Raw genomic sequence first — 17,911 nt, forward strand, 5'->3', positions numbered from 1 at the left:
CGGCCGCCGTTCGCCCCTTGACGCCCGGCTTGCGAAAGGGGCACACATGGGATGCATGGTGCTCGACGCGGCGCAAAGCGCCGGAGCATAATCGGGAATGGGGGTGGGCGGACCCAGTTGCGGCGCCCAAAACCCCAGCCGCCCCCGCGACTGTAAGCGGTGAGGGACTTCGATCAGCCACTGGGCCGCAAGGCTCGGGAAGGCCGGAGAATCCCAGTGAGCCGCGAGCCAGGAGACCGGCCCTGCACGTTTTGAGGCCAAGGCCGTCGGGTGTGACGGCAGGAAGGATCTGAGCCATGCATATCGAACCCGGGGTCGTGACGGGCGCCAAGCTCGTGTTGAGTTACGCAACCGGCATCGCCGCAGGCGGCGTTGCCTTGAAGCTGGCGGTCGAGACCGTGCGCGAGCAGGGCATTGGCTCGTTTGCTGCGCGCACTCTTGTCACCACGGGCCTCGTCTTCGTCTTCTTCGAGATCCTGCCGCACTTCCCGGTCGGCGTCTCCGAGGTGCACTTCATCCTCGGTTCGACCTTGTTCCTGCTGTTCGGCGCCGCGCCCGCGGCCTTCGGCCTCGCGTTCGGCCTGCTGCTCCAGGGCGTGTTCTTCGAGCCGCCGGACTTGCCGCAATATGGCATGAACGTGACGACACTTTTGGTGCCGCTGTTTGCGATCCAGGCGATCGCCTCGCGGATCATTGCGCGCAACACCGCCTATGTCGACTTGAAGTATCGTCAGGCGCTGGCGCTTTCGACGACCTACCAGGCCGGCGTGATCGCCTGGGTGGCGTTCTGGGCGCTCTATGGCTCCGGCTTTGCCATGAGCAACCTCGCAAGCATCGCGACGTTCGCGGCGTCCTACGCGCTGGTCATCGTGATCGAGCCGCTCGCCGATCTTGCCGTGCTGGCCTTGGCGAAGTCGCTGCGCGGCGTCACCGCGCCCGGCCTCGTCACACCGCGCCTGCACAACGCGGCCTGAGAGACCAGGGGCGGCCGTGAGGGCCGCCCCTGATACTCGCGATGCTCACGCTCTCCCTGATAGGCATCGGTTGCGGCGATCCCGAGCAGCTTACGCGCGCCGCGATCGGTGCCATCAACGCGGCCGATCTCGTCCTGATCCCGCGCAAGGGGACCGCGAAATCCGATCTCGCCGATCTCAGGCGCACGATCTGCGCGGATGTGCTGGCAAACGACAAGACCCGCATCGCCGAGTTCGATCTTCCCGTGCGCGACGCGACTGACGCGGACTACCGCAAGGGCGTGGATGATTGGCACGATGCCGTTGCGGCGGCCTGGTCGCAGACGATCGCGGATCATCTGGGAAGCGAAGGCAAGGTTGCGCTGCTGATCTGGGGCGATCCCTCGCTCTATGATTCCTCGCTGCGCATTGCGCGGCGGCTCAATCCCCTGCCTGAGATCGAGGTCGTGCCCGGCATCACCTCGATTCAGGCGCTGTGCGCGGCGCATGCGCTGCCGCTCAACGACATTGGCGAGCCGTTCCTGGTCACGACAGGGCGTCGCCTGCGCGAGGGCGGCTGGCCGGCAGGCGTCGATACCGTGGTTGTGATGCTCGACGGCGGCACGGCGTTCCAGTCGCTCGATCCAGCCGGGCTTTACATCTGGTGGGGCGCCTATCTCGGCATGCCCGATCAGATCGTCATGTCCGGTGTACTCGCCGAGGTCGGTCCGCGCATCGTCGCTGCGCGACAGGATGCGCGCGAGCGGCACGGCTGGATCATGGACAGCTACATTCTCAAGCGCAGGCCGTAAGCGAGGCAGCATGCTCCCCGAATGGGTCTACAAGAAGTGCCCCGAGATCTCCGCGGTCCATCGCGAGGCGGCGGTCGCGCGGCAGGCGCAGCTGACAAAGCCGGCCGGCGCGCTCGGCCGGCTCGAGCAGCTCGCGATCGAGCTTGCGGGCCTGCAGGCGACCGGGCAACCGCGTGCCGCGCGCGTCCCGATCATCGTCTTCGCCGGCGACCACGGCATCGTCGCGCAGGGCGTGTCGGCCTATCCGCAGGAAGTGACCATCGCGATGATGGCGAACTTTGCCTCGGGCGGCGCCGCGATCTCGGTGCTGGCGCGTGACCTTGGCTCCAGCCTGGAAATCGTCGACGCCGGCACGCTGGCGCAGGAGGCGATGGCGGGAATCGTCATCGACAAGCCGCGCAGCGGCACGCGCGATTTCAGCGTGGAAGCTGCACTCACCGCTGCGGAGCTGGCATTCGCCTTCGAAGCCGGCCAGCGCGCCGTCGCGCGCGCGGAGGCCCATCAGCCCGATCTCCTGATCTTCGGCGAGATGGGCATCGGCAATACCACGACGGCGGCGGCGATTGCGGCGAGCCTGCTCGGCATGAGTGCCGAGGAGGTCGCGGGCAGCGGTACCGGCGTCGACGCGGCCGGCCGCGCGCACAAGGCGCGCGTGATCGACGCTGCGATCGCGCATCATGGCATCGCAAGTGCTCCGCCCGAAAAGATCCTGTGCGCCGTCGGCGGCCTCGAGATTGCGGCGATCTGCGGTGCCATCATTGCGGCCGCGCAGCGCCGCATCCCCGTGCTGATCGACGGCTTCATCGTATCGGTGGCAGCGCTTGCGGCCGTGCGGCTGAACCCGTCGTGCCAGCCGTTCCTGCTGCCGTCGCATCAATCGGCGGAGCAGGGGCACCGGCTGGTGCTGCGTGCCCTGAATGTGCAGCCGCTGATCAGCCTCGATCTCAGGCTCGGCGAAGGATCGGGGGCGGCCATCGCGCTGCCGCTGGTGCGGCTCGCGTGCAGCCTGCACAACGGCATGGCGACCTTCGCGCAGGCCAATGTGCCGGATCGCCCTGGCTGATCCGGCTCAAGCCGCGCGCTGATTGACGAAGACGACGCGCCAGCCGGTCGCGAGCCGATCGATCCGGGTCAGCGACAGCGGGTCGATCACGAAGCGCAGGGCCGCTTGGGGTGTCAGATCCAGTGCGATGCAGAGTGCGGCGCGGATCGTGCCGGAGTGCACGACGAGCGCTGCTGATCCGGCTCCGACCCGCGACAGACCCAGCCGGACGCGCGCGACCTGATCCTCGAAGCTTTCGCCGCCCGGCGGCCGTCCATGCGCCGGCGCACTCCAGAACTGCGCATAGGCCTCGCCACCGGTGGCGGCGAGCTCGTCATGGCGCCGGCCGGTCCAGTCGCCAAAATCCTGCTCGCTGAATTCGGTCAGTCGCACAGGTTCGAGCCCCAGCGCGCGCGCCGTCTCAACCGTGCGTCGTGCCGGGCTCGCAAAGCACGCAGCATCCCGCGGCAGTCTCTGCCGCAGCATCTCCAGTTGCGCGCGGTCGCCGAGATCGGCCGGCGCGTCGGCTGCGTGGATGGTCCCCGCGATGCCGTCGACGGGCGCATGACGTATCAGCCAGAGGAAGGTCTCGCCTTCCATGCTCGTCTCCAAGGAAGTTGGTCGCTGTGGCAATAACGCCGCAGCTTGTACATTGACTCTGTCTGGATCGTAATCCTAGATGCTCGCGACGGTTTCCCCGCGAGGGGATGAAAAGGGAATGCGGTGCGGGGAAATTGTCCCCAATGCCGCGGCTGCCCCCGCAACTGTAAGCGGCGAATCTTGCATCACGAGCCACTGGGTATCTCGGTCCCGGGAAGGCGACGCAAGGTATTGACCCGCGAGCCAGGAGACCTGCCGTCAGCCGTGGTCACACGCGAAGATGTCGGTCGGGGAGTACAGACATTCGGCTTCATCGGACGGCTGAAAGCCCAAAGATGGGACCTTGGTTCGCTGTGACGTGCCACTGACGTCATACCGAGGTTCCAAACCGTGTCTTCCATCCGTCTTGTACGACCGCGCCATTTCCTGCTCGCCTCCGCCGCGCTCACCTCGTTTGTATCCGCTGATATGCCCGCCGCCCTGGCGCAGCAGGCCCGTGAACCGCTGCCACCGGTCGAGGTGTCGCCCGCCCAACCCCGCAAGCAAGCGAAGCCAGCGAGTCGCGAAGCCCAGAGCGCACGCCGCGCGCCAACGCGCAGGTCCACTGCCGCGGCGGCCGCGTCCAAGCCTGTCGTGCCTGCCGCGACGGCGCAGACGCCGCTCAATACCAATGTGGTTGCCGAAAGCGCCTCGCGGCTCGGCCTGACCGTGCACGAAATCCCCGCAACCGTTGAAGTGATCTCGTCGGAGACCATGCGCGAGCAGGGCTATCGCACCGTGTCCGAGACGGCACAGGGCGCCGTCGGCGTCACGTCCGGCGACAATCCGGCCGAGCCCGCGGCGTTCTCGATGCGCGGCTTCACCAACAGCCAGATCAACACGCTCTACAATGGCATCAAGATCGGTCCGCAGAATATGACATCGCGGATCACGGACACGGCCAATCTCGAAGCCGTGGAATTCGTGAAAGGTCCGGCCTCAGTGATGTCGGGCGAAGGTGCTGCCGGCGGCGCGATCAATTTCGTCACCAAGACGCCGCATACGGGACCGGTCCGCAACGAAGCCGATTTTTCCTGGGACTCGCTGAATTCTTTTCGCGCGCACTACGGCTCCGGCGGCAGCACCAATGTGCAGGGCCTCGACTACCGCTTCGATATCAGCCGTTCCTCGCTCAACGGCTTTGCCGACGACACCAACACCAAGACGTTCGACGTGTCGGGCCAGCTCAACTACCGCATCTCCGACAGCCTCAAGATCTGGGGCGCGATCGAGTATCGCGAGGACCGCTCGAAGGCCTATTGGGGCGCGCCGCTGGTGCCGATCGCCTTCAGTGGCTCGCATGCGACGACGGGGATTGTCTCCGGAAATTATATCTCGAACTACAACAAAACAAATCTCGGCGCGGTCACCATCGACGACCGCACCTTCAACACCAATTACAACGTCCTCGACAATCGCAACGTCGCTCAGGAAGTGTGGCTGCGCGGCGGATTCGAGCTGAAGCTCGCGCCTGACCTGACGTTGAAGAGCCAGGCCTATGGCTACGGTGCGGAGCGCACGTGGTTCAACAACGAAGTTGAGGCGTTTAATTCCGGTACGAACCTGGTCGATCGCGAGCGCTTCTATGTGGCGCACAGTCAGCGACTGGTCGGCAATATCACCGACCTGACCTGGGACACGAATATTGCCGGCTTCGATAATCGGCTGGTCACGACGCTGTCGTCAAGCTACCTCGACTTTGTCAGGCCGGGCGCCGCGAACTTTCCCGGCGACTCCGTCTCGCTGGTCGATCCCGCCCGCGGCTATTACGGCCTGCTCACGACGCAACAGCAGATCGCCCGCATCGACAACGAGGCACTCTCGTTCGAGGACCGGCTGAAGCTCACGCGCACCTTCGCACTGATCGGCGGCCTGCGCGTCGAGCATATCGGGCTTGACCGCAATTCGACCGACTCCGCCGGCCTTGTGAAAGCAGGCTTCCCGTTTGCAACGGACTGGGCACCGGTGACGGGGCGCATCGGTTATACCTGGGAGGCCGTGCCCGGCATGACCTTCTTCAGCCAGTACGCCACCGGTGCCGACATCTCCGCCAACAACATTTTTCTGCTGGGACCGACCCAGCCGCTCGATCTGACGACGGCGCGGACCTACGAGACCGGCGTCAAGCATCTGTTCTGGGACAACAGGGCGGAGTGGTCGTTCTCGGCCTACGACATCGTGCGCAAGAACGTCTATGCGGCAGCCGGCGGCCAGACGCTCAACATTGCGGGACGGCAGGAGTCGAAGGGTGTGGAGCTTGCAGCCGCGGTGCGCCCGATCGAGCCGCTGCGTCTCTGGGGCAACATCGCCTATGTCGATGCGCGCTATGCCGACTACAATTTTGCCGGGGGATCGTTCTCCGGTAACACGCCGCCGAACGTGCCGCGCATCGTGGCCAATGCCGGCGCGTCGTACCGGTTCTTCACGCCCTGGCCGGTGGAGCTCGGCATCACCGGTCGCCATATCGGCGACCGCTACAACACGGATGCCAACGTCGTGACGATGAAGGCGTATACCGTCGCCGACGTCTATGCCTTCGTCGACATCCCCAGAACGGTGTTCAATGCGGTCGATCAGGCTCGCCTGGCCTTCCGCGTGCGCAACATCACCGACAAGCGCTACGCCATCTGGGGCGATCCGTTCTATCCCGACCAGATCCTTTTGGGCGCGCCGCGCACCTACGAGATCTCGGCCGCGTTCAAATGGTAGGATGCTGACCGCATGATGGGCGCGATCGTCCTGCTGCATCGCTGGCTCGGGATCGCGTTCTGCCTGCTGTTCGCGATGTGGTTCGCGACGGGGATCGTGATGCACTTTGTTCCGTTTCCGTCATTGACGGAAGTGGAGCGGTTTTCCGGACTTGCGCCAGTGGATCCCGGGGACGTGAAGATTACAGTCGCCAATGCCGTGTCCGCGAGCGGGGTCGACGATGCCACGCGCGTTCGCCTGTTCCAGCGAAGCGACGGACCGGTCTTTGTCGTGTCGGGACGGGCGCGTGTCCGCGCGATCCATGCTTCCGACGGACGGGACGCATCGGTGATGTCCGAGGACGTGGTACTCGGTATCGCGCGGGGCCATGCCCGCCAACGCGGGCTCGACGCCACACGGGTCGAGATCGCTGCGCTCTCGGACTACGACCAATGGAGCGTGCCGAATGGCTTTGACCGCCACCGCCCCCTGTTTCGCGTCTCGCTCGGCGATGCCGCCGGAACGGAGCTCTATGTCTCGTCGCTCACCGGCGAGATCGTCCTGGATAGCACGCGACGCGAGCGCGGCTGGAACCTCGCCGGCAGCGTCTTGCACTGGATCTATCCGACGATCCTGCGCAGCAATTGGGCGCTGTGGGACCGCGTCGTCTGGACGCTGTCGCTTCTGGCCTTGATCGCAGCCTTGCTGGGCGCGGTGCTCGGGATCGTCCGGATCAGGATGCGAGGACGCGGCCTCCCAACGCCTTATCGCGGCTGGCATGCCCTGCATCACCTCACTGGTCTCGCAGTAACAGCCTTCGTGCTGACCTGGATTTTCAGCGGCTGGTTTTCCATGGACCATGGGCGCTTGTTCTCGCGCGGACAGTTGACGGCCTCCGAAGCGAGCGTGACCTATGCGTCGCCGGATTGGGCCGCGGCGTGGCTCGATCGCCGGCCGATATCGTCATCGGCCCGGGAGATCGAATGGTTCGCCTTCAACGGCAATGCCTACCGCCGCGATCGGTTCGCGCTCGGTTCCCAGACCTTGATTGGAGCAGGGGACGCGTCCCACGATGGACAAACGCGATTTTTGAGCACCGACGAAGTTCAGGGATTGACGGCACGCCTTGCCACGGGCTGCGGCTTACCGTCCATTCTCGCCGACAATGACGACTATCCCGCGCAGTCCGTCGTTCCCGGTGCCCCCGTCTACCGCGCCCGCTGCGGCGACGTCTGGTTCGACGTCGACAGTGCCGACGGCAGCGTGCTGCAAAGGCTGGATGCTTCGCGGCGGGCCTATCGCTGGGTCTACAGCGCGCTTCACACGCTGGATTTTCCCGTTCTCATGGCGCATCCGCGATTGCGTGATGCCCTTGTCGTCGGGCTCTGCCTGCTCGGGCTGGTGTTCTCCGTCACCGGCATCGTCATCGGCTGGCGGCGCCTGCGATCGACCTTCGCGGCCTGAGCTGCGTCTAGGACAAATCATATGCGGCATGCAAATTGCGGGTTGCGCGGGCGATGGCAGGCGACGATGATCATCTGACGGGCGCAGCGGTGCGCTCTGCCAACGGGGCGATCGTGATCGATGTCAACTCAGCGCAAGCGGCTCGGCATGATCACGCCGTCGTCCAACTCGGTGCTGGAGCCCGTCACAAATTCCATGCTGCATGGCGTGGCCGGCGTCACCGCGCATTTCTCGCGCTTCCGCGTCACCGAGATTTCGCTCGATGCCGCGGCGCTGAGCCAGTTCGATGCCTCGGTGATGCTGCCGGCAGCGGACCTGCTGGCGGACGCCAGGGTCGACGCCATCGCCTGGAACGGAACGTCGGCGAGTTGGCTCGGCGTCGGCCGTGACAAGAGCCTTTGCGAAGCGATCACGGCGCGGACCGGTGTCCCGGCCACGACTTCCACGCTCGCCTGCATCGATGCCGTCCGCACGATCGGCGCCAGACGTGTCGGCTTGGTTTCGCCCTATACGGACGACGTGCAACGGCGTATCGGCGATGTCTGGGCCGAGGAGGGGATCGTCCCGCATGCCGAGCGGCATCTCGGCCTGCGCGACAATTTTTCGTTTGGCGAGGTCACGCCTGCAGCGATCGAGGATATGATCCGCGCCGTCGCGGCGGAGGGGGCGGATGCCGTGGTCGTCCTCTGCACCAATCTCGACGGCGCCGCACTCGCATCCTCGCTCGAGCAGGAATTGAACGTCGCCGTACTGGATTCGGTTGCGGTCACGCTGTGGCGGACGTTGGAGCTTGCCGGTGGCGACATCGGGGCCCTTGCCGGGTGGGGCCGGATCTTCCAGACATCAGCGATCATCAAGTGACGGAGAGGCATGTGACGCAACTCGATCTCGCCATCCGCGGCGGCACCATAGTGACGGCCAGCGACGAGTTTCGCGCCGATATCGGCATTCGCGGCGGCCGCATCGTCAGCATCGCCGACAGAATCGAGGGCGCGGCGGGCGAGATCGACGCGACGGGTCTGCTGGCGCTGCCGGGCGGGATCGACAGCCATGTCCATATCTCCCAGGCTCAGGGTCCCGACGTGGTCATGGCCGACGATTTTGCCTCGGCAACGCGCGCGGCGGCGGCCGGCGGCAACACCATGGTGCTGCCCTTCGCGCTCCAGGAGAAGGGGACTTCGCTCCGGACCTGCGTCGAGAATTACCGCAAGCTCGCGGAAGGCGAATGCTACATCGACACGGCGTTTCACCTCATCATCTCGGATCCGACCGCCGTCGTGCTCGGGCAGGAGCTGCCGGCCCTCGTCAAGGACGGCTACACCTCGTTCAAGGTGTTCATGACCTATGACGATCTCGTGCTCAGCGACAAGCAGTTGCTCGAGGTGTTCGAGGTCGCGCGCCGCGAGGAGGCGCTGGTGATGGTCCATTGCGAGGGCTACGACGCCATTCGCTTCCTCACCACCAGGCTGGAGCGCGACGGCCACATCGCGCCTTATTATCATGGCACCTCGCGGCCCCAGGCCGTCGAGCGCGAGGCGACGCACCGCGCCATCAGCCATGCGGAGGTGATCGGCGTTCCCATCATGATCGTGCATGTCTCGGGGCGCGAGGCGATGGAGCAGGTGCGCTGGGCCCAGCAGCGCGGATTGCCGGTGCATGCGGAAACCTGTCCGCAATACATCACGTTGACGGCCGACGACATGAAGGGCCTGAACATGGACATGATAGGCGCGAAGTATGTCTGCTCGCCGCCGCCGCGCGATGCCGAGAGCCAGCAGGCGATCTGGGAGGGCATCACGTCAGGCGTGTTCCAGACCTTCTCGTCCGACCACTGCCCGTTCCGCTATGACGATCCCAAGGGCAAGCTGACGCCGAATGCACGCACCTCGTTCCGCTGGGTGCCGAACGGCATTCCCGGCGTCGAGACGCGGCTTCCGATCCTGTTCTCGGAGGGCGTCTCGAAAGGACGCATCAGCTTGCAGAAATTCGTCGAGCTGACGGCGACCAACCATGCGCGGATCTATGGCCTCTATCCGCGCAAAGGCTCGATCGGCGTCGGCTTCGATGCCGACATCGTGCTGTGGGACCCGAAGCTGAAGAAGACGATCCGACAGGCCGATCTGCACCACGGCGCGGACTACACGCCGTGGGAGGGGTTTGACGTCACCGGCTGGCCCGTCACCACCATCGCGCGGGGCCGCGTGGTGTACGAGCAGGGCAAGATCGTCGGCGACAAGGGGGCGGGCGAAGTGCTCAGCCGCGGCAAGTCGAGCCTGGTGTGAGCGTCACATGGACCCGATGTGACGGATCACATCGGCTCGATGCCGATCTTCTTGATGATGCCGGCCCACTTCGTGGTTTCTGACGTCATGAAGTTCGTCAGGCCTTGCGGGTCCATTACCAGCGGCTCGGCGCCCTGTTCGACGAAGAGGGCACGCACCTTGGGGTCGTTCACGGCTTCGACCATCGCCTTATAGAGCTTGTCGACAACGGCCTTATCGGTATTCGCCGGCGCAAGCAGCGCAAGCCAGGCCGCGCTCTCGTAATTCTTCAGGCCGGCCTCGGACGCGGTCGGCACATCCGGCAGCGCCGTCATGCGCTTGTCGCTGGCGACCGCGAGCGGGCGCGCATCGCCGCTCTTGATCAGGCCGAGGACGTTCGGCAACAGCTGGAAGCCGAGCGGGACCTGGCTCGCGATGAAGTCCGGCGTGTATGCGGCGATGTTGCGGTAGGGAACGTGCGTGAGCTCGGTGCCCGTGAGCTGCTCGAAATAGGCCGCCGACAAATGCTGCGACGAGCCGACGCCGACGGTACCGTAGTTCAGCTCCCGCGGATGCGCCTTGGCGTACTCGATCAGCTCGGCCAGCGATTTCGGCGGCAGCTTCGAATTGATCACGACGACATTCGGCATCGTCGCGAACAGGCCGATCGGGGCGAGATCCTTCACCGGATCGTAGGGCAGCTCCTTGTAGAGCGACTTGTTCGCAGCCAGCGGGCCGGAAGTGCTCATCAGCAAGGTGTAGCCGTCCGGGGCCGCATGCGCCGCGGCCGCGGTGCCGATATTGCCGCCGGCGCCGGGTCGGTTGTCGACCACGAAAGCCTGTCCGAGCGACGTGGACATGCGATTGAGCAGGATGCGTGTGATGACGTCGCTGGCGCTGCCGCCGGCAAAGGGCACGAGCACCTGGACTGGCCGGGCGGGATAGTCTTGCGCATGTGCGGGACGCAGCCCGGTGGCGGCGAGAGCCGCGCCTGCGCCAAGCGCGAGCAGCGACCTCCGGTCAGGACGAAATCCCTCGCTCTGCTGCTGAGCGATGTCTGTGATCTTGCTGCGACCGAACCGTGTCATCTCGGACTGGATCTCCCGACTGTGTCTTGTTTTGCGAACCGAGGGATCGTCCGGGACAAGAGACGTCGGGGATGAGCGCCAGGTCGCGATTTTCTGCGCCTGGACCGTAGTTAGCAGGCCGATGCGACCGTCATGCCGCCTCGTCTCAAAACTTACCAACCCGTCTCATTTTGCGGGAGGCGCGACATCTTGTCCGAGCGCGATGAGCCTTAATCGAGCCCGGTCTTGCCTGGTGACCAATAGGCTTTGGCCTTGATCCGCGCTGATGCAACGCCCGCGGCCTTCAGCGCGCGGCTGACACGCTGGATCGAGGACGCCTTGCCGGTCAGCACGAACCGCGCTCCGTTTGCAGCGAGGCGCAGCAATTCCGCTTCAACGGTCGTGAGATGGTCCTCGCCGGCGCTGCGTGCGATCAGTCGCGCTTCTCCAAGGTTGGTCGCGTCCAGTACCCGCCGCGACTCCACAATATCTGTGGCTTCGAACATGTGGAGCGCACCGCCGGCCTGCAAATTGTCGCGCAGAGCTGCGGCAAGTCCAAAAGACGTCTCGTCGCCGAACAGGACGACAGGCGCCTCAAAGCCAGCGAGATCGAGCGAGCGACGTGGGCCGAAGAACCGGCAGGAATCATCTGCACGCAAACCGTTCGCCCAACGACTGCCCGGGCCATCGCCATGGGCGAAGGCGAGCAGTTGCGTCTTGCCGCGGCTCGCATTCCACGACATCGGCGTATAGGTGCGTGCGCTAAGTCCCGCGCCCATCGCGACCTGGATCTTTTGCCCCGCCGTCCAGGCGACGTTCTTGAGGGCCTCGCCCTCTAACTCGATGAGTCGAAAGCGCGGCGAAAGTCTCTCGATGGCGGTGACGCGCGCCGGACGCATCAGCCAGCGCAGCAACATTTTTGCGACCCGTCCTTGCGGGGCCTGCGATGGTTCGGAGAGGGGCGGTGACTGGCCGGGCTCGTTCAAGACTTGGCGCTCCGATGATCAGGTCTTGATCGTGAGTTCGTTGCCGCGGTCGGGGTCGAACGGTAGCGACAGCGAGAGGTAGCCGTTTTGGGGATCTCTGATGTAGTCGATATAGCCGGAGGCCTCCTCGAACGCGTTCTCGCCGACGATGATTGCTCCGGGCTTCAGATGCGGCTCAAGCAATTTGAGAATGGGCAGATAGAGCGTGAAGGCGCCGTCGAGCATCACCATGTCGATCTCGCCAAGGCCGGACGCCAGCGTTTCGCGGGCATCGCCGAGCCGGAATTCAACGAAGTCGGCGAGCCCGGCGGCGGCGGCATTGGCGCTGGCGCGCTCGATCTTGCCGGGCTCGAGATCGGTCCCGATCAGGCGGCCGCCGCCCGTGTCGCGCAGCGCGGCCGCCATATAGATCGCCGAAATTCCCATCGAGGAGCCGAATTCGACGATACGCTTCGCCTTGCAGGCGCGGGCGCACATATAAAGAAAGCGTCCGAACCGCGGCGAGACGCTCAGGAAATTGTTGGCATAGTTCTGGTAGACGGCGTTGAGATCGCGGCTCTCGGCCGCAATGGCCTGGCTGATCAACTCCTCACGGCTGCCGGCTTCATCGACCAGCGCCTGCATCAGCGGCGCATCGGCGATCTCCGCCTCCTGGTGAAGGCGATCGAGGACGTCGGCGACCAGGCCCGTGCTGAGTGAATCCATCATGATCGGCTCCCTTGCAATGCGCCACCCGCGCTTCGGAGCCTGGATACGAGATCGTGCGTTTGGCCGCATTCCGCGAACGGGACAATCGATTGCGATTTCCGGTCAGTGTGCGCGGCGCTCGGCCAGATATCGCGCGGGCGGCTTGCCGAGCGCCTTGCGGAACATGGTGACGAAGGCGCTCGCGCCCTCATAGCCGAGATCGAGCGCCACTGCTTGCACCGAGGCACCCTGGTCGAGGCGTTGAAGCGCGATCAGGATGTGGAGCTGCTGGCGCCAGCGGCCAAAGCTCATGCCTGTCTCGCGTTGCAGGATGCGGGTGAGGGTTCTGGGAGCAATCGCGATGCGCCGGCCCCAATCGTCGATCGTGGCGCGATCGGACGGATCCTCCATCAACGCGCTCGCGATGCGGCGCAGCCTCATGTCGACAGGCATCGGGAAGCGCAGCTCCTCGGTCGGCGCGACCGCGAGCTGGTCGAGCAGCACCGTGGCGATCCGTCCGTCGGCGCCGTCGACGTCGTACATCACGGGCATGTGGGTGGCATGGACCAGCAGGCTCGCCAGCAGAGGCGAGATCGACAGCGCGCAGCATTGTCGCGGCAACGCCGGCACAGCCTCCGGCTCGATGAACAGGCAATGCATCTCGACATCGCCGATAACGCTCACGCTGTGCGGGACATTTCCGGGGATCCACACCGCACAGCGCGGCGGCACGATCCAGACGCCGTGCCCCGCCTCCAGCCTGACGATGCCGCGCAAGGTCAGGACCAGCTCGTCCTTGCGATGCGCGTGCATCGCCAGCTCCATGCCCTTGGTGACCATGCGGCCACCGAAGGCGGCAAGGGTGCGCGGCACGATTTCAGGGTCGAAATCCCCGAGGTCGTCGGGGAGAAAATGGTCGTCGTTGAGCCGGAAGAAGGGCATGGCGGGAGATGGTCGGTCCGGACGCGAGGAGTGGGCACAGGCAATATCTGGCCGGCGATCGCGACTTTCAACGCAGGGAGACTTAATCTCGATCGGTTCTAACCGGCGCGCTTCCTTGGCTTGCGCTGCTCCTTGCGGGACGAAGCGCCTTTGCCGCTGGAGGAGGGCTCCACGAACTCTCTCGCCGCGGCGGCGGCCTGCGCCAGATCGTGGCTGATGACGTCCAGCACGGCCTTGGCCGCGACCGACACCGCGCGCCGCGGATGATGCACCCAGGCAATCGAGCGCACGATCCGCTGCGCGTCGAAGCGATGCGCCCGGATCGTCCCGCCTGCCAGCGATTGCCGGAGCGCGATGGTCGGCAGCACCGTCGCGAAATTGGTGGTCGCGATGACGTCGCAGAGCGCGGGCAGGGTGTCGAGCTCGAGCCGCGGCCGCAGGTCGATGCCGATTGCGGCGGCGTGCTCGTCCAGGATCAGCCGCAGGCCATGGCGCTTGGAGGGCAGCACCAGGTCGAAATTCGCGATGTGGTCGAAGCGCAGTTTTGCCGGCGGCCTGAGCGGGCTGTCCTTGCGGCAGGCGAACACCATCTCCTCGTCCATGATGTGATGCGCGGCCAGCGGCGTCTTCCGGCGCGGCACGTTGATCAGCGCGAAATCGAGCTGGCCGGTGTTGACCCAGTCGACCAGCGTCTCGGTGTAGCCCTCGCAGGCCGACAGCGTGATCTCGGGATAGCGGCTGGCGACGGCCGCGGACGAACTCGCCATGGTGCTCTGTGCCACCGAGGTGATGAGGCCGACCGAGACGCGCCCCGAGATGCGCCCGCCGAGCTGCGCCATCTCCTGCCGCGCATATTCGGCATCGCGCACGATCGGCGCCGTCAGGCGCACCAAAGCCTCGCCGGCGCTGGTCAGCGTCATGCCCTGCACGCTGCGATCGAACAGCTTCTGGCCGAGCTCGGCCTCGAGCTTGGCGATCTGCATGCTCAGTGCAGGCTGAACGATGTTGAGCTGGCGCGCAGCACGGGTGACGTTTTTCTCCTCGGCCAGGCACAGGAAATATTGCATCTGCCTGAGTTCCACGGGCCTGGCCTTTCTTCGCCGATCTTGCTCCGGGCCATCATCCCAGATGATGAATGTTATAATCAATCATTATTTGTGGTGATGGGTGGGATTGCCTAGTCTTGCCGCTTGAGGGGGCGCGGTCCCCCAGGGAGCAAAATCACAAATATGCAGGACGCCAGCCCCAAGCGGATGATCATCGGCATTTCCGGCGCCTCGGGTGTCACCTATGGCGTGCGCCTGCTGCAGCTCCTGCGCAATGCCGGCGTCGAGACCCATCTGGTGATGTCGAAGACTGCCGAGCTGACTTTCGCCTACGAGACCGATCTGAAGATCGCGGAGGTGAGGGAGCTCGCCAATGTCTGCCACGCGAACGACGACATGGCCTCCGCAATATCGAGCGGCTCGTTCCGCACCGCCGGGATGATCGTGGCGCCGTGCTCGATGCGCTCGATGTCCGAGATCGCCTCCGGCGTCACCACGACGCTGCTCACGCGCGCCGCCGACGTCGTGCTGAAGGAGCGCCGTCGCCTGGTGCTGATGGTGCGCGAGACGCCGCTGCATACCGGGCATCTCAGGACGATGACCGCCCTGTCGGAGATGGGCGCGATCATCGCGCCGCCCGTGCCGGCGTTCTACGCAAAACCCGAGAATCTCGAAGACATGGTCGAGCACACCGTCGGCCGCGTGCTCGACCTCTACGACATCGATATCGGCGTCGTGCGCCGCTGGGGCGAGGACGAGGCGCTCAAGCGCCGCTCACCGCCGCTGCGCAAGATCGCGCCCTGACCTGAAGACCCAAGGAAAGACCCGTTACATGCAAATGGAAACTCCAGCCAAGGCGGGCGCGAAGGCGCCGTCAGATCTGCGCGCCTGGCTCGCCTACCTCGCCGAGCGCGGCAAGCTCGCCATCGCCCGTGAGGGCATTGGTCTGGCCGATGAACTCGCCGCAATCGCCAAGCGGCTGGAGCGCGATAGCGCGGTGCTGTTTCCGCGCCCCGACGGGCACGAGATTCCCGTCGTCGCCAATCTGTTTGCCGGCCGCGACTGGGTGGCCGATTCCATCGGCGTGAGCGAGGACCAGCTGCTGCCGCGATTCCTGGCTGCCGCAAGCAATCCGCTGCCGACGCATGAGGTGCCGAGCGGGCCGGTGCAGGAGGTCGTGCACGAGGATGTCGATCTGCTCCGCCAGCTTCCGGTGCCCAAGCACAACGAGCGGGACAGCGGTCCCTACATCACTGCCGGCTTGCTGATCGCGCGCAATCCGAAGACCGGCGTGCAGAACGTCTCGATCCACCGTTGCCAGATCTCCAGCAAGAACCGCATCGGCGTGCTGCTGCTGCCGCGTCACACGTTTTCTTACTATCGCCTCGCCGAAGAGCTGGGCCAGGCGCTGGAGATCGCGATCGTGATCGGCGCGCATCCGGCGCTGATGCTGGCATCCCAAGCCATCGCCGCACTGGACGAGGACGAGATGGCGATCGCGGGCGCGCTGCTCGGCGCGCCGGTCGATGTCGTGAAGTGCCGCACCAATTCGGTGCGCGTTCCCGCCCATGCGGAGATCGTCATTGAAGGACGGATTCTGCAAGGCGTGCGTGAGCCGGAAGGACCGTTCGGCGAATTCCCCCAGTATTACGGCCCGCGCGCCAATCGCGAGGTGATTGAGGTCGATGCGATCACGCATCGCAAGGCGCCGATCTTCCACACCATCGTCGGCGGTGGCTTCGAGCATCTCATTCTCGGCGGCGTCCCGCGTGAGGCGACGCTGCTCCAGCATTTGCGCCGCAGCTTCCCCAATGTGCTCGATGTTCGTCTCACGCGCGGCGGCACCTGCCGCTACCATCTCGCGATCAAGATGGACAAGACCAATGACGGCGAGCCGAAGAACGTCATGATGTGCGCTTTCGGCGCGCACTACGACATCAAGCAGGTGATCGTGGTGGACAAGGACGTCGACATCTCCTCGTCCGAGGAGATCGAGTGGGCGGTGGCGACACGCTTCCAGGCCGACCGCGACCTCATGGTCGTCGCGGGCGCGCTCGGCTCAAAACTCGATCCGACCACCGACAACGGCATCAGTGCCAAGATGGGCCTGGATGCGACCGCGCCAGTCAGCGCACCCGAGCTCGCCTTCAAGCGCATTCGCGTCAAGGGCGAGGAGGACGTGAATCTCGCCGCTGCCTTGCAGGCCGATCCGAGCGCGGCGGTCGCGCGCCTGCTTGCGGAGGCGCGGACATGAGCGGATTACCGCCCGCCTGCAACTTGCGTCTTTGTGCGCGGTTGGAATATGAAGCCGGTGCTGCCTATAGTGCCGCGCCAACAAGCCAACCATTTTGCGGCGCAATGCCGGGAGGACGGAACTGATGTCGACGGCCCTGCGCATCGCTCATGGCGCTTTCGGCAGGGTCGCTCTGCTCGACATGGACCGTTCGCTGGTCCGCCACGCCCATCATCACTGCCACGTCCTGCTCAAGGTCGAGGGCGCCGATACGCAGTTCATGGTCGGAGACCAGGTCACGCCGCTGACGGACACCGCCGCCGTTCTCGTCGACGGGTGGAAGCCGCATGCCTATGTGCACGACGCCAATCGTCCGCGCACCCTCATCATGGCGCTCTATATCGAGCCGGAATGGCTGAAGGAGTTCCGTCCCGGCTGGGCGGCGAGCGGCGCGCCGGGCTTTTTCGAACGGCCGTCGGGAGAGGTGTCGCCGCGCATTCGCCAGCTCACGCTGCATCTGGCGGCTGAAATGATGGCGAATCCGGATGCGGTGCGCACGCACGAGCAGACGCTGTCCGACCTGATGATCGCGGTGATCGAGCGCTTCACGCCCTGGCGCAGTTTCCCGACCTCGATCCGCGGCATGAGCGCGGTGAGCTGCGACTGGCGCATCCGCCGCGCCATGGACGCGATGCGGGTGAACGATTCCTATGCCAATGTCGATCAGTTCGTGAAGGGCGCAGGTCTCTCGCGCGCGCAGTTCTTCCGCCTGTTCGAGACCTCGCTCGGCGTCTCGCCAAAGATCTATCTTAACGTCGTCCGCATGGAGCGCGCGCTCGATGCCGTGATGCGCGAGGATACGCCGCTCGGCGAGCTCAGCGAGCGGTTTGGGTTTCCGGAGCCGGCGCATTTCACGCGCTTCTTCCGCGATCACGCCGGCGTCAGCCCGCGCGAGTTTCGCAACGTCTCGCGTCTTGCAGGTTGAGTCTTGCGGGCCGATATTGCGCTGCACGCTCTCGAATGAGACGATTTGGTAAGTCGTGAGAGCGGGCGGTATGGCCCCCGCATCCCCCGTCCTGACATCTGTCACC

Annotated in this window: 16 protein-coding genes and 2 riboswitches; of the genes, 10 read left to right on the forward strand and 6 right to left on the reverse strand. The window is 65.2% G+C overall.

Annotation, left to right across the window (positions count from 1 at the left end; genetic code table 11):
• Nucleotides 1–39 precede the first annotated feature (39 nt).
• Nucleotides 40–260, forward strand: a riboswitch (cobalamin riboswitch).
• A 36-nt stretch (nt 261–296) separates the two neighbouring features.
• Genes NLM15_RS15240 through cobT form a run of 3 tightly spaced genes read left to right on the forward strand, consistent with a single transcriptional unit; the run spans nt 297 to nt 2,828 of the window.
• On the forward strand, nt 297–974 hold the full coding sequence (locus NLM15_RS15240) for an energy-coupling factor ABC transporter permease (protein ID WP_254117882.1): 678 nt from the start codon (nt 297–299) through the stop codon (nt 972–974).
• Nucleotides 975–1,015: 41 nt separating this feature from the next.
• On the forward strand, nt 1,016–1,765 hold the full coding sequence (cobF, locus tag NLM15_RS15245; RefSeq protein ID WP_254117883.1) for a precorrin-6A synthase (deacetylating): 750 nt from the start codon (nt 1,016–1,018) through the stop codon (nt 1,763–1,765).
• A gap of 10 nt (nt 1,766–1,775) precedes the next feature.
• Nucleotides 1,776–2,828, forward strand: a complete 1,053-nt coding sequence (gene cobT, locus NLM15_RS15250; protein ID WP_254117884.1) for a nicotinate-nucleotide--dimethylbenzimidazole phosphoribosyltransferase — start codon at nt 1,776–1,778, stop codon at nt 2,826–2,828.
• A 6-nt stretch (nt 2,829–2,834) separates the two neighbouring features.
• On the opposite strand, the gene NLM15_RS15255 is transcribed toward cobT, so the two are convergent.
• Nucleotides 2,835–3,407 (reverse strand): histidine phosphatase family protein, encoded by a 573-nt coding sequence (locus NLM15_RS15255; RefSeq protein WP_254117885.1) that lies wholly within the window; start codon nt 3,405–3,407, stop codon nt 2,835–2,837.
• 72 nt (nt 3,408–3,479) lie between these two features.
• A riboswitch (cobalamin riboswitch) is annotated at nt 3,480–3,682 on the forward strand.
• Nucleotides 3,683–3,797: 115 nt separating this feature from the next.
• Between NLM15_RS15255 and NLM15_RS15260 the strand changes: the two genes are divergently transcribed.
• The 4 genes from NLM15_RS15260 (at nt 3,798) to hydA (ending at nt 9,880) form a co-directional block, all read left to right on the forward strand.
• Nucleotides 3,798–6,155, forward strand: coding sequence for a TonB-dependent receptor domain-containing protein (locus NLM15_RS15260; protein ID WP_254117886.1), 2,358 nt, complete (start codon nt 3,798–3,800; stop codon nt 6,153–6,155).
• A gap of 12 nt (nt 6,156–6,167) precedes the next feature.
• Complete coding sequence (locus tag NLM15_RS15265; protein ID WP_254117887.1) at nt 6,168–7,598, forward strand: PepSY domain-containing protein; 1,431 nt, start codon at nt 6,168–6,170, stop codon at nt 7,596–7,598.
• Between the two features lie 120 nt (nt 7,599–7,718).
• Complete coding sequence (locus NLM15_RS15270) at nt 7,719–8,459, forward strand: aspartate/glutamate racemase family protein (RefSeq protein ID WP_254117888.1); 741 nt, start codon at nt 7,719–7,721, stop codon at nt 8,457–8,459.
• An 11-nt stretch (nt 8,460–8,470) separates the two neighbouring features.
• Nucleotides 8,471–9,880, forward strand: coding sequence for a dihydropyrimidinase (gene hydA, locus NLM15_RS15275; protein WP_254117889.1), 1,410 nt, complete (start codon nt 8,471–8,473; stop codon nt 9,878–9,880).
• A 26-nt stretch (nt 9,881–9,906) separates the two neighbouring features.
• Here hydA and NLM15_RS15280 read toward each other — a convergent pair whose 3' ends face one another.
• The 5 genes from NLM15_RS15280 to NLM15_RS15300 all read right to left on the reverse strand — a co-directional run bounded on the left by NLM15_RS15280 (nt 9,907) and on the right by NLM15_RS15300 (nt 14,608).
• Complete coding sequence (locus NLM15_RS15280; protein WP_254117890.1) at nt 9,907–10,947, reverse strand: tripartite tricarboxylate transporter substrate binding protein; 1,041 nt, start codon at nt 10,945–10,947, stop codon at nt 9,907–9,909.
• Between the two features lie 209 nt (nt 10,948–11,156).
• Complete coding sequence (locus NLM15_RS15285; RefSeq protein WP_254117891.1) at nt 11,157–11,843, reverse strand: siderophore-interacting protein; 687 nt, start codon at nt 11,841–11,843, stop codon at nt 11,157–11,159.
• 87 nt (nt 11,844–11,930) lie between these two features.
• Entirely contained in the window at nt 11,931–12,617 is a 687-nt protein-coding gene (locus tag NLM15_RS15290) for an O-methyltransferase (protein WP_254124247.1), read from the reverse strand.
• Between the two features lie 105 nt (nt 12,618–12,722).
• Nucleotides 12,723–13,541 (reverse strand): helix-turn-helix domain-containing protein, encoded by an 819-nt coding sequence (locus NLM15_RS15295; RefSeq protein ID WP_254117892.1) that lies wholly within the window; start codon nt 13,539–13,541, stop codon nt 12,723–12,725.
• A gap of 98 nt (nt 13,542–13,639) precedes the next feature.
• Nucleotides 13,640–14,608 (reverse strand): LysR family transcriptional regulator, encoded by a 969-nt coding sequence (locus tag NLM15_RS15300; protein ID WP_254117893.1) that lies wholly within the window; start codon nt 14,606–14,608, stop codon nt 13,640–13,642.
• A 162-nt stretch (nt 14,609–14,770) separates the two neighbouring features.
• On the opposite strand from NLM15_RS15300, the gene NLM15_RS15305 reads away from it, so the two are divergent.
• From NLM15_RS15305 to NLM15_RS15315, 3 genes are all read left to right on the forward strand, one after another.
• On the forward strand, nt 14,771–15,391 hold the full coding sequence (locus tag NLM15_RS15305) for a UbiX family flavin prenyltransferase (protein ID WP_254117894.1): 621 nt from the start codon (nt 14,771–14,773) through the stop codon (nt 15,389–15,391).
• A 28-nt stretch (nt 15,392–15,419) separates the two neighbouring features.
• Nucleotides 15,420–16,841: a UbiD family decarboxylase gene (locus NLM15_RS15310; RefSeq protein ID WP_254117895.1), complete on the forward strand. Its 1,422-nt coding sequence runs from the start codon at nt 15,420–15,422 to the stop codon at nt 16,839–16,841.
• A 124-nt stretch (nt 16,842–16,965) separates the two neighbouring features.
• The gene (locus tag NLM15_RS15315) at nt 16,966–17,805 is read left to right on the forward strand and encodes a helix-turn-helix transcriptional regulator (protein WP_254117896.1); all 840 of its coding nucleotides are present in this window, start codon (nt 16,966–16,968) and stop codon (nt 17,803–17,805) included.
• Nucleotides 17,806–17,911: the final 106 nt, after the last annotated feature.

The sequence above is a fragment of the Bradyrhizobium sp. CCGB20 genome (assembly GCF_024199855.1).
GTDB lineage: Bacteria > Pseudomonadota > Alphaproteobacteria > Rhizobiales > Xanthobacteraceae > Bradyrhizobium.